11 protein-coding genes are annotated in these 13,415 nt (G+C 36.1%); 1 reads left to right on the forward strand and 10 read right to left on the reverse strand.

From position 1 onward, the window contains the following. Window positions 1-433: 433 nt before the first annotated feature. The 8 genes from A0F92_RS06085 to A0F92_RS06120 form a co-directional block, all read right to left on the reverse strand. Complete coding sequence (locus A0F92_RS06085; protein WP_068242909.1) at window positions 434-1,240, reverse strand: alpha/beta hydrolase; 807 nt, start codon at window positions 1,238-1,240, stop codon at window positions 434-436. 59 nt (window positions 1,241-1,299) lie between these two features. After that, window positions 1,300-2,637 (reverse strand): MFS transporter, encoded by a 1,338-nt coding sequence (locus A0F92_RS06090; RefSeq protein WP_068242912.1) that lies wholly within the window; start codon window positions 2,635-2,637, stop codon window positions 1,300-1,302. Next, window positions 2,634-3,302 carry a beta/alpha barrel domain-containing protein gene (locus A0F92_RS06095; RefSeq protein WP_068242915.1) on the reverse strand — a complete coding sequence of 223 codons (669 nt, stop codon included), beginning with the start codon at window positions 3,300-3,302 and terminating at the stop codon, window positions 2,634-2,636. Before A0F92_RS06095 ends, A0F92_RS06090 begins: the two co-directional genes overlap by 4 nt. Next, window positions 3,295-4,314, reverse strand: a complete 1,020-nt coding sequence (locus tag A0F92_RS06100; protein ID WP_068242918.1) for a sugar kinase — start codon at window positions 4,312-4,314, stop codon at window positions 3,295-3,297. Before A0F92_RS06100 ends, A0F92_RS06095 begins: the two co-directional genes overlap by 8 nt. A gap of 85 nt (window positions 4,315-4,399) precedes the next feature. After that, window positions 4,400-5,800, reverse strand: coding sequence for a glucuronate isomerase (gene uxaC / locus A0F92_RS06105; RefSeq protein WP_068242921.1), 1,401 nt, complete (start codon window positions 5,798-5,800; stop codon window positions 4,400-4,402). A 69-nt stretch (window positions 5,801-5,869) separates the two neighbouring features. Then, window positions 5,870-7,510, reverse strand: coding sequence for a UxaA family hydrolase (locus tag A0F92_RS06110; protein ID WP_068242924.1), 1,641 nt, complete (start codon window positions 7,508-7,510; stop codon window positions 5,870-5,872). Between the two features lie 10 nt (window positions 7,511-7,520). Next, window positions 7,521-9,062: a tagaturonate reductase gene (locus A0F92_RS06115; RefSeq protein ID WP_068242927.1), complete on the reverse strand. Its 1,542-nt coding sequence runs from the start codon at window positions 9,060-9,062 to the stop codon at window positions 7,521-7,523. A 299-nt stretch (window positions 9,063-9,361) separates the two neighbouring features. Next, a complete protein-coding gene (locus A0F92_RS06120; protein WP_167516849.1) occupies window positions 9,362-9,856 on the reverse strand; it encodes a PemB family protein in 495 nt (164 codons plus the stop codon). A gap of 44 nt (window positions 9,857-9,900) precedes the next feature. On the opposite strand from A0F92_RS06120, the gene A0F92_RS06125 reads away from it, so the two are divergent. Continuing rightward, window positions 9,901-10,335 carry an acyl-CoA thioesterase gene (locus A0F92_RS06125; RefSeq protein WP_068242933.1) on the forward strand — a complete coding sequence of 145 codons (435 nt, stop codon included), beginning with the start codon at window positions 9,901-9,903 and terminating at the stop codon, window positions 10,333-10,335. A gap of 14 nt (window positions 10,336-10,349) precedes the next feature. Here A0F92_RS06125 and uxuA read toward each other — a convergent pair whose 3' ends face one another. Then, window positions 10,350-11,522, reverse strand: coding sequence for a mannonate dehydratase (uxuA, locus tag A0F92_RS06130; protein ID WP_068242936.1), 1,173 nt, complete (start codon window positions 11,520-11,522; stop codon window positions 10,350-10,352). A 252-nt stretch (window positions 11,523-11,774) separates the two neighbouring features. Then, window positions 11,775-13,409, reverse strand: a complete 1,635-nt coding sequence (locus tag A0F92_RS06135; RefSeq protein WP_068242940.1) for an endo-1,4-beta-xylanase — start codon at window positions 13,407-13,409, stop codon at window positions 11,775-11,777. Window positions 13,410-13,415: the final 6 nt, after the last annotated feature.

Here is a 13,415-nt window from a genome sequence, read left to right on the forward strand (position 1 = left end):
TGCATGCATTGCAAAGAATATATTTTAAAAATTTTCTATTCAAAAACAGTTACAGTTAAATTGTGTTAATTATAAAATGAGCGTCAATAATATAAATAAGCTGCATTGTTTATCATAAAAACGTTAAATAATTTTTATTTAACACAAGGCGTGAAGTTATTGCCAGACAAGCATTCCAGTGCCTTAAACAAAATTATAATTTGCTTAAACTATAATTAATTATTTAATTATTGATTAAGAAAAATAAAATGACCCTTAGGTGGTAAAAAGCAATGCTAAGAAATTGCACTACGATTTAAGTGAAAATAAAATAAGGAGTTTAAAGAAAAAAAGAAGAAATTAAATGCCTGAATGTACAGTGCAAGCATTAGTTAAATAAGCGACTAATTCTTTTATAAGAATAAAAAATCAGACAGTAATTATAATATTGAAATTAATCAAAATGCAGTGCCTGCAACCACCCCATTACCTGATTGGGCCATTGATTTAACCAGGGGTCTTGCTGTGCCATACCAAAACCATGTCCACCATGATCATAAATAAAAAGTGAGGCTCGAACATGATGCGCATGCAATTGCTCATAATACATTAAACTGTTTTGAACAGGAACCGAAGTATCATCATTGGCATGAAAAAGGATAGCAGGAGGTGTTTTTGCAGTGATATTTTTTTCTGCTGATAGGCTATCTATTAAAGCCTGAGCAGGGTGTTCACCTAAAAGCATTTTTCGGCTGTAGGCATGAACAAAAGGAGATTCCATTGTAATAACAGGATATACCAAAATTGAAAAAGCCGGAGTAATTGTATTTGCATTCATTGGATTTAAGGTAGAAATGGTAGCTGCTAAATGACCGCCTGCAGAGAAACCCATAACGCCAATTCTGTCCTTCCGGATACCAAATGTTGCAGCATGTTCATGAATATAATACAAAGCCTTATTAGCATCATTGTATTGCGCCGGATATCGATGCCCTTGTTGCGCTTCATTGTTTAATCGATAATACAATACAAATACATCAATACCATGTGTATTAAAAAAATGTGCCGGCAATACACCTTCTTTTTCCCAGGCCAGGTGTGTGTAAGCACCACCCGGACAAATCAAAATGGCTGTTTTTGCTGAGCCTGAACCAATTGCCCGGTAATATTCCATATATGGCCTAACAGAATCGAATCCGTTATTTACAATACCTGTTTCATTGTTGTTGTATAAATAAATACGTTGTTGCGCTGAGAGCATAAAAGTTATTTGACAAAAAATTACAAGGAGAAAAAATGATGAACGCATAGCTGTAACATTTACAAATCGGTAATCGGTTTAAATCGGGGTACCAACACTTTCATGATTGACCAAGCAAAAATGTAAGCAAAGGCACATACCAAAAATAAAATTAAATAAGCAGATTGTGGATTGTTTTTAAAAGCATCTGTTAACCAGCCTGCTAACAACTGCATTAATACACCTCCTATCCCACCTGCTAAACCACCAATTCCTGTAACTGATCCCACTGCTTTTTTAGGAAACAAATCGGATACAGTTGTAAATATATTGGCCGACCATGCCTGATGTGCCGCAGCAGCAATACAAATTACGATGAGCGCATAAATATATGCGTTATTACCAAACAAAGCAACATCACCAAAATATTGTGTTACAATTAAAACAATTGGCAACAAAGCAATGAGCAACATTGCTTTCATTCTGGCTTTAAAGGTTTCCATACCTTTATTAATAAAATACATCGGGAATCCCCCGCCGGCTACACTTCCTATAATAGCCACTCCATAAACTGTGAATAATGGCAACATAATTGCTTCACCTTGCATGTTAAATTGCTTTTTCATATAATCAGGTAACCAAAATAATAAAAACCACCAAACACCATCCGTCAAAAATTTTCCTATAAAAAATGACCAGGTTTGCCGGTAAGTCAGCAATTTTATCCATGGTATTTTTTCTTTTATTACATCATCACTGCTACTTGGTATATCATCACTATGTATATATGCAAATTCAGCTTCAGATAATTTTTTTTGCTTTGCCGGTGTATCATACAATACAAACCAAAATATTAACCAGATTAAACCAATGGCACCCGTAAATAAAAATGCCATGCGCCAGCCTTCTACCTGACCATTGAACCAGGTATTTGCAGCTAACCAGGGAACGAGTAATGCAGCAATCATTGCACCTACATTGGCGCCACTATTAAAGATTCCAGTTGCAAGTGCTCGTTCTTTTTTGGGGAACCATTCGGCTACTGTTTTAATAGAAGCAGGGAAATTACCGGCTTCACCAATGCCAAATAAACTTCTTACAATTACATGTTGATAAACTGCACCGCCACATAAAGCATTGAGCATACCCATAACAGACCAGAAACTCAAAGAAAGCGCTAATCCTAATTTGGTACCAATTTTATCTATAATGGCGCCTGCAAAAACTGTTACACCTGCATATAAAGCAGTAAACCAGGCAGTAATCATTGCAAAATCAGAATTCGACCATCCATATTTATCTGATAAAATAGGTTTCAAATACCCAATTACCTGACGATCCATATAGTTGATGGTTGTAGAAAAAAAGAGTAATGCAACAATAGTCCACCGATATTTACCAATTTTATTCTTTATCATGCAGTTTGTTTAAATTGTTGAATGATGTAAAGTATATCTTGAACCAAACTGGTAAGCGCATCAAATTTTTTTTCTTGAATGAAAGCAGATGTGATCAGTTTACTACCCATACCTACACCAACGGCACCGGCTTTTAGCCATGCCCTTATATTTTCTGCATCGGTTTCAACACCTCCGGTAACCAAAAAATCGATGGAGGGAAATAATGGTCGAATTGCCTGTATATAATGAGGCTGTAAAACATTACCCGGAAAAAGTTTTACTAAAGACCATCCTGCTGAATATGTAATATGAATTTCGGTAGGCGTCATGCATCCCGGAATCCATAATATTTTGTTGATGTAGGCCACATCAGAAACATCAGCATCAAATACCGGGCTAATCAATACATCAGCACCTGCTTCAATAAATAAATTTGCATCCTGTGGCGTGGTAATGGTTCCTATACATAATAATAAGTCGGGCATAGTGCAATTACGCTCTGATACCAGTATTTTAAAATTTTGCAACGCATTTTCGCCCCTATTGGTAAATTCAATGGCTCTTATACCACCTTTGTATAATGCATGCGCAATAGCAATGGTTAATTCTGCATCAGCATGATAGTATAGCGGCAATATACCTTGTGATGTAATGATAGAAGCTGCTTGTTTACGATTATGCATATTGTTGTATTGTTTTTTGTATGTCTGCAATAGTTTGTCGGGTTGTATCGCCCATTTCCTGCAATTTACCGAATGCAGCAGCTGCAGCAAAATTGAGAATAGTTTGTGGGTCTTTCTGCTGAATTAACCCAAAAATTAATCCTGCCATAAAACAATCGCCACTGCCTACTTTATCTTTTACACTTGTACAATGCATATTAGCTGAAACATATAATTGTCCATTTGTGTACAATGTACCATAGTATTGTATGCCTCCATTGAATGTGTCGAAACGAAATGTATTGGCAACGGTATGGCATTTAGGAAAATGCTGTAAAATATATTCAGCGGTTGAAACTGCATGCGTAAGATAGACTGACTTTTCAACATCTTCTTGCCCTGATAGTTGAAGCGGGGCACCTAATAAAGTATTAGCCGACCAAATATTACCCATTATCACGTTGCAGTACTTAGCCAAAACAGGAACAATATTTGCCGGATTTCGATTATTTTGCCAAAGCGATGCTCTAAAATTTAAATCCAGTGAAATAGTTATATTTTTTTGCGAAGCTACTTGCAACATTTCTTCACAAACCCTTACAACAGTATCATTTAATGCAGGAACAATGGCTGAAAAGTGTAGCCAGTTAATTTCTTCAAGCACTTTTTCCCAATGAATGGTACCGGGCTGTAAAGTAGCAAATGAAGAAAATTCCCGATCAAAATAAACGTGTTTATTTTTAACATCAGTACCCCGTTCTAGAAAGTAAAGCCCTATCCGTTTACCTTGCATCTGAATATGGGTGGTATCAATGCCATCATTCTTTAAACCCTGAATAATATCTTTCGCTAAAAAATTATCCGGCAATGCCGTACAATAAGCTACCGGCATATTCCATTGAGCCAGCGCATATGCTACATTTAATTCGGCTCCGCCCGCATAAACAGACAGTTGATGTTGCCGTAACCAAACGCCATTTGATTGGGGCGACATTCTTAATAATAATTCACCAAAGCACAATATTTTTTTCATAAAAGTATTATACTAAACAAATTGACAACAAGGTTTTAATGAACAAGAGAAGTGTAATGTAAATTCAAATTCCATTATTCGTTTTTTACCAGTTAAAATAATTTTTAGCATTGTAAAAGCAAATGTCCTGAATAACTTTTCCAATCCATGGAATATCATTCGGCAGTTCACCATTTTCAATTTCTTCCCCAAACAAATTACATAAAATTCTTCTGAAATATTCATGCCGCGGATAAGATAAAAAACTCCTTGAATCTGTAAGCATACCCACAAAACGACTTAACAAACCCATATTTGATAGTGCATTGATTTGTTTCACCATTCCGTCTTTTTGATCAAGAAACCACCATGCAGCACCAAACTGAATTTTACCTGCAACAGAGCCATCATTAAAATTGCCCACCATTGTTGCCATTAATTCATTGTCGGCAGGATTTAAGTTGTATAAAATGGTTTTCGCCAATCGGTCATCGTTATCTAATTTTCCAAGAAACTTAGATAAGTTTTTTCCTTGTTGAAAATCACCAATAGAATCCCAACCGGTATCGGGGCCTAATGTGGCTAACATACGAGAATTATTGTTGCGTAATGCTCCCAGATGATATTGTTGTATCCATCCTTTTTCCCAATTCCATTCTGCAAAATGAACCAACATAGCAGATTTAAACTTACGTTGTTCCAAATCATTTAAATGTTTGCCTGAATGTACTTTATTGAAAATACTGTCAATTTCAGAACCGGTAAAATCTTCTGCATAAATTTCTTCTAACCCATGATCACTTACACCACAACCCATTGAAGCAAAAAAATCATGTCTATTTTGTAATGCAAATAAAAAATCATCGAATGAAGAAATTGAAATATTGGTTACCCCTTCTAATTTTTTAAGATAACTATTGAACTTTTCGGGATCTGCCACGTTCATGGCATTATCAGGACGAAATGCAGGTAAGATAGGAATTTCGAAGCCATCATTTTTTAACTTCTGGTGATATTCAAGTGTATCTACAGGATCATCGGTAGTACATACGGTATATACATTCATTTTACGCAACAAACTTTTTACTGAATAATCAGGTTGCTGTAACAAAGCCGTGCATTGTTCATAAATACGATCTGCAGAATGTTCGTTCAATATTTCAGTAACGCCAAAATAACGTTTCAGTTCCAAGTGCGTCCAATGATACAATGGATTTCGTAAGGTGTAAGGAACAGTAGCAGCCCATTGCGTAAATTTATCTTTATCAGAAGCATTGCCTGTGCAAAATTGCTCATCCACACCATTGGTGCGCATGGCTCTCCATTTATAATGATCACCATATAGCCAAATTTGTGTAATATTTTTAAACCTTACATCGTCTGCAATTTGTTGAGGTGACAAATGGCAGTGATAATCGATGATAGGCATTGGTTTTGCAAAATTGTGGTATAATTTTACTGCAGATTTATTGTGCAATAAAAAATCCTCATCTAAAAATGGTTTCATATTCATGTATTTGAACTTTCAATTAATCGTAATTTTTTATTCATCTGTAATACACGATGTAAGATTGTATTACAAACTTACACCCCGCTTCCAGGGAATAAAGTCATCCTGATTCAGTAAAACTGCTTTTGGTATTACTTCACCACTGGCTGCTTTAATACAATATTCTAAAATTTGTGTACCCATCTGTTCAATGGTTAAATCACCTTCAATAACGGGACCGGTATTAATATCAATAATATCTTGCATTTTTTGTGCTAAAGCGGTATTACTGGATACTTTAATAACGGGACAAACCGGATTGCCGGTTGGCGTACCCAATCCTGTTGTAAATAAAATTAAATTAGCACCACTCGCGGCTTTTCCTGTAGTTGCTTCTACATCATTACCCGGTGTGCAAACCAAACTCAATCCGGGTTTAACAGCTTTTTCAGTATAATCGAGTACGTCTACAATGGGTGATGTGCCTCCTTTTTTGGCAGCGCCTGCACTTTTAATAGCATCTGTTATCAAGCCGTCTTTGATATTTCCCGGAGATGGATTCATATGAAAACCAGAACCCACTTTTAATGCAGCGGCACTATATGATTGCATTAAATCAATAAATTTTTGGGCTATGGTTTCATTGTTCACCCTATCAATCAACTCTTGCTCTACTCCGCACAATTCAGGAAATTCGGCCAACAAAACTTTGCCTCCCAAAGCAACCAACAGATCGGCACAATAACCAACTGCCGGGTTTGCAGAAATACCACTGAATCCATCACTTCCACCACATTTAACACCCAATGTAAGTTTAGACAACGGTGCAGGCTTTCTACCAATTTCATTGATTTGCATCAGCCCTTTAAAAGTAGCCCGGATGGCTTCTGAAATGAGCTTACTTTCATTACCAATTTGCTGCTGTTCAAAAACAAAAAGTGGTTTTTCGAAGTTGGGGGTATAGGATTTAATTTCTGATAATAATTCCTTTAATTGAAGATTTTGGCAACCTAAACTTATTACGGTTACGCCACCTACATTTGGATGATTGGCATAGGCAGCTAATAATTTACCCAATACAGCAGCATCTTGACGAATGCCGCCGCAGCCACCCTGATGATTTAAAAACTTTATACCATCTACATTTTTGAATAACCGTTTCTCAGATGATATTGAGATATTATTGAAAACTACCTCATCAATACTTTCATTTTTTTCATAAGCATCAATTAAGTGCTGTGTAAATATTTTATATTTATCGGTAACAGCATATCCTAACGGTTCCTGAAGTGCCTCTTTTATTACATCTAAATTCCTATTTTCACAAAACACAGTTGGAATGAACAGCCAATAATTTGCTGTTCCAACACTGCCATCGCTTCTATGATATCCATTAAAGGTAGTGCTTTTAAAAGCAGTAACATCAGGTGCCTGCCATTGATAATGGGTTTTTCTATACTTATAAGGCTCGGCTGCATGTTTTAAATTAGTAGTAGTCATTAATGCACCTGAAGGTATAAATTGCTGTGCTTTTCCTACCATTACCCCATACATAATAGCAGCATCGCCCGGTTGCATATCATGTATAAAAAATTTATGTTTTGCCGGAATATTTTCTGTTACTCTGTATTTTTCTTCCTGAAACGAAACCACCTCGCCATTTTTCAAATCACGCAATGCTACTATTACATTATCTTTTGGATGTATTTTTATGACAGCGTTTTTCATAACATGTTATTTAAATCAACGTATATACGTTTTGCTCTTGTACAATATTTTCAATTACCTGTAATACATTTCCCTTCAATAAATCGGTTAGATAAGATTTTACCTGACAAACAAAATCGGGAATTGTGGCAACGTCCATATCCATAAATTGTTGATCGCTTAATATTTTTTGTATTAACAAATCCAAACTACTTGTTTCAACCCAAAGCTTATGTATTTGAATGGCATAATCATCCTGCACAATATACTGTTGCTGATATTGTTCCTGAATTGGCTGACCTGCATTATTTAATTGTGTTTTCATAAATAATAGATAACCGGCAAAACCCAATGCCATTAATTTGGGTATAGATTTAAATTGTAGCAAATACTTTGAGACGATTGGAACATTTCGCATTTTCATTTTAGAAGTGTACTGCATGGTAATACTAATCCAATGATGTGCAATAGCAGGGTTTTTAAAACGATCAATTACTTGTAAAGAAAATTGTTTAGCTTTTTGTTGCGTTAACTTTTCGCTTAATATTACCGGCACAATTTCATATAACATCAAATTCGTAATAAATGCTGTGAAAATTCGGTTGCCCATAGCTTCTTTTACCGTATCAAAACCTGCCAAAAAAGCCAACCCGCAAGAAAAGGTGTGTGTACCATTCAATAAACGCAATTTCAACTCACGATACATGGTAATATCTTCATCAATTATAACGCCACTATCGGCTTCGGCAAATGATAAAATGGCTTTAGTTCTATCACTGCATGTTTCAATAGCCCATAAGCGATAAGCTTCACTCATAATCATCAATTCATCTTGATAGCCTAATTGCGCAGTTGCAAATTGCGCTTCTTGTTGTGGTAATTTGCCGGGCACAATTCTATCTACCAAAGAATTACAAAAATCGTTCGATTCATGCAGCCATTGAATAAACCCCTCATTTAAATGATTGATATGTGCTAACTCAAGCACAATTTCTTTTAATTTTTTTCCATTATTTACAATCAGTTCAGTCGGAATTATCACCATTCCACTTTCATGGCTACCATTAAAAATTGTGTAACGGTGATATAAAAATGCCAATAATTTACCTGGAAATGAGGTCGGCGGAGCGGCAAAAATATCATCATCCTTCATTAATGCAATCCCCACCTCCGTGGTATTAGAAATAACAATCTGCAGCGCAGGATTTGCAGCGCAGGATAAAATTTCGCTCCATGCATCATTTGCATTTAACACACGACTGATGGCTGCATTTACCCAATATTCATCAATTATAGTATTATTTTCAATGCCTCGTACCGCAATGGTATATAAACCATCCTGATCCGTAAATGCATCAGTTGTACCTGATTGTGTTGATTTTATAACAACAATTCTGCCATTAAATTTACCCTGCTTATTTGCCTTATCTACAAAATAATCGGGTAAGCCTCTGAGAAGCACTCCGGTACCAAACTGAATAATTTTTTCAGGTAATGAAAATATGGTTTCATCCGGCAATGACAGGCCACTTATTTTTCGAATTTTTGCTAATGTTTTTTTTGATAATTTCATATACTTTTAATTTTTAACTGGATTCCATTTATCGCCAAATACCCAATGCGGAGTAATATCTTTTGCTAACGGAAACCCTTTTGCGGTTTGTAAATTATTTTTAAACCATTCACAATCTCCACCAGATTTGTGGCAGTTATAGTAATACACCCGATAGCCCCATTGAATTACCTTATGGGGTGGGTACTAAATAATAGGTTGCCATATTGGCTGCAAAATGGCAACTTATTAAATAGAATTGACATCCTTATAAAACCTTCCTAACATAAAACCATTATATCCTTCAAAGCAGCAATTTTTCAATACGGTTTTAGCATCTTCATTCGCAGAGCCATCATGCCAAATACTGGCAGGGCCCTAGTGGCTATAAAAGTACAATTTTCTGCATAAGCCCATCCACGTGGACAATAAAAATCAACCCCACCCATCATGGTACAATCTTTAAAATAAAACATACCATCAGTTACACTCCTTGGGCTGACCGTATCACCACCAAATGCTTTTAAAATACAGTTGATTACTTTTAGCCTTGTTGTAGCAAATGTTCTAAGTGCCATTTGATGCCCATCTTTCCTGATTTTTTTTGAAAAGTTCTCAATGGTAACTGAAGCACAGTATACTATACTTGTATTAATTTCAAACCCATAGGTATTTTGAATAGTTAAATTTTTAAGCGTAGTATCATTGCCACTAATATTTAAAGTAGCTACTCCCCAATCATCGGGATGGGTGCATCGCCAAATGTAATCTCTAACAGAAATTTTATTAAAAAACAGAAATGTATACCTGTACAAATATTTTTTTGAAAACAGAGAATTGATTAATTTGATTGAAAAAAATGGAAACATATTTAAAGCATGTTACAATTCGTTGGAGCGATTTAGATCCTAATTTTCATGTTAGGCATAGTGTTTATTATGATTGGGGTGCTTATGTAAGAATGTGCTATTTGAACGAAACCGGTTTAACGCCACAATTACTTTTGCAACACCATCTAGGTCCTATTCTTTTTAGAGAAGAAGCCATTTTTAAAAAAGAAATTCATTTTAATGATGTAATACAAGTTAACTTACAAATGCGTTCAGCTACGGCAAGTGGCGACCGTTGGAATTTACAACATGAATTAAAGAACGAAAATGGAACATTGCATGCCATCATTAATATTGATGGTGCATGGATGGATACATCAACACGAAAATTAACAGCCCCACCGGAAAAATTTCTCGAACAATTTTTGGCGATACCCAAAACAGAAACGTTTTTGCTATTGTAAAAGTAGTTAATGTATTATATGCGTGAAATAGCCAATTCCAATCCACGTAATTCAGCCAAACCTCGTAAACGCCCTATTGCCGAATAGCCAGGATAAGTTGTCTTTTTTAAATCGTCTAACATTTGGTGCCCATGGTCGGGTCGCATGGGGATACTTATTTTACGTTTTTGCATTATATCCCACAATGCTTTTACAACAGCATACATATCTACATCTCCTTCTAAATGATTGGCTTCATAAAAATTACCATCCGCATCTCGTTTTGTGCTGCGGAGATGAATAAAATGGATATGACCTGCAAAATGCTCAATCATGGCTACTAAATCATTATCAGCCCTTACACCAAATGATCCGGTACAGAAACAAATACCATTGGCAGATGAGGGTGCTGCCGTCAGTAAATCTGCCACATCGGCTTCAGTGCTTACTATTCTGGGCAAACCAAGCATCGGGTAAGGTGGATCATCAGGATGAATAGCCAATTTTAAACCTGTTGATTCGGCAACCGGAACAATTTGCTGCAAAAAGTAAAATAAATGTTGCTTTAATTTTAAAGCGTCAATCGCTTTATATTCCTGAAGTGCTTTTAAAATTTGTTCGGGTGTAAAACTTTCCTCACTTCCGGGCAACCCAAGCAGGGTATTATTAAAAAGTGTTTGTTTCTCTTCCTCATTCATTGATTGAAATGTGTGCCATGCATTTTCTTTTTCAATAGCTGTATATTCTGCTGCTGCGCCGGGCCTTTGCAACATAAATAAATCAAATGCAATAAAAGCCAGTCGGTTAAAATACAAGGCTTTACTGCCATCGGGCATGGTATAATTTACATTTGTGCGCATCCAGTCTAATATGGGCATGAAATTATAGGTAATTACCTCTAAGCCACATTGAGAAAGGTTTTCAAGGCTTTTTTTATAATTAGTAATGTATATTTCGAAATTTCCTTTCTGCTTTTTGACAGCCTCATGCACGGGTAAACTTTCTACAACAGTCCATTTAAGGCCAACAGCCTCAATCATCTTTTTTCTTTCCAGAATGGCATCAACAGACCAAACATCACCTACCGGAATATGATGCAGTGCCGTTACTACACCGCTACAGCCGGCTTGTTTGATATCTTGTAAACTTACAGGGTCAGTTGGACCAAACCAACGCATGGTTTGTTGCATGAAATATTGTTGATTCATAGATGAACAGGAATTATTTTATAAAATATGCCGATGAAGAATCATCGGCAGTTACTAAACGACTACTGATGCATAAAGATAAAGCGATAAGGAGTTTTGTACACAAAATTTTTGGGGGAGACTATTCAACTACTATTTGTTTTATTGAATATTGTTTGTAAGTAAAAGATAAGCTAACAGGCAAAGGGGGTATATTGCCATGTTAACTTATCTTACTTAATATATGCACGGTTAAATCATTTGCATGAATTATTATTGTTGTGCTTTAAGTGCATTTAAAAATCCACTATATGCAGGTTTTCTTGCAAAATTGGCATCAAATAATAATGGGTTATCAACTTTTTTCTGAGATGTGATAATCCAACTTTCAGGATCATCAACGCCCCAAACTGTAATGCCATAGCGTTGTGCTTTGGGAATATATTTTAAATAAGCGTTTACAACATAATTATACATATCGGCCTGATAACCATAAAATAGTGAGGTTGGCATAAATCCGGTTTTATCATTCGGATTAATACGAACATCTAATTCTGAAATTCTAATCAATAAGCCGGTAGCTGCCAGTTTTTGGAACATAGCATCAATACCTGCATAACTGGTATTCCAGGCAATATGCATTTGTGTTCCAATGCCATCTACTTTTGCACCATTTGCTTTTAAAAATTTAACATACGAAATCAACGAATCTAATTTTACTGAATTAGATTCTAAACCATAATCGTTTATGAACAATAAGGCATTAGGATCTGCCGCTTGTGCATACTGAAATGCATGCAGAGGATAAGTATTTCCCATATAATTTGACCAAACCAAAACATCCGATCCTGTTATAGAAGTATTACTGTTATTGCGCAATGTACCATTATCGGCAAATAATTCATTGATAACATCCCAGGCTTTTACCACTCCTTTATATCGGGTAACTGTATTGGTAATAAAATTATTGAGTGCCGAATCTAACTTCACCGCAATTTGCGAGCCTGATGGCGCTGCTATTACCTGCTTTACACTGGCATCATCAATATAATAGGTATTAGCGGCTTGCCCCATGTCAAACAAAATTCTGGTTTGAGGTGAGTTTGCAGTGATTGTCCAGGTAATTAATTGCCAGCTTGTGCCAATGGTCTGATCTCCCTGATATTGGGCAGAACCACCGCCACTGGTTTGGGTAGAAAGACGGATAGAACCACCCGCAGCTGCTGCATATACCCAATAAGAAACGGTATATTGATGACCAACCGTTGTATTAAACAAATCACTGGCTACCTGAACTTTCCATTGACTACCAGGGTTGGCAACAGGATTAACCACCATCATTGCACGTGTACCACTATGCACTTGGCTCGGGGTTGTTGTTACAGAAATGGTAGCACCGTTAGATGCATTATAAGTTGACCAGTTACTAAAAGAAGTTGCATTGCCCAACTCAAAACCGGGATTCGCCAGTAATTCAGTTGCTGCAGGAATTGTAATACCAGCATAACTTTTTAAGTAAGTAGCGTTTTGGTTTTGATGCCAGCCTAAAGTATGTCCATAAATTTGTAAACCTGCATTTACACATGCATTCACCAGTGCATCTGTATTGGTATAATTTAAACTACCATCATTTTGAACAATAGCGCCATGCTTCATTTGATAACCAAACGTTACACTATTTGCTTCCCGGGTAACTGTTCCGGCATAAACCGGATTATTCAACATAGGGGTGTAATCAATTGCCAACCCAAACGGAAAACCATCTGCTGTGGCTGCTGCTTTAATCAATCCGGATGTATCTGAATAATTGCCCAGATTCATGATATTATTTACCGGAACCTTTTTGCAGGAAGATAATCCTGCATAACAGCAAATCGGCAAGGCTATATAAAGCAATACTTTTTTCATATAATT

Source organism: Hydrotalea flava, assembly GCF_001623405.1.
Classification (GTDB): Bacteria; Bacteroidota; Bacteroidia; order Chitinophagales; family Chitinophagaceae; genus Hydrotalea; species Hydrotalea flava.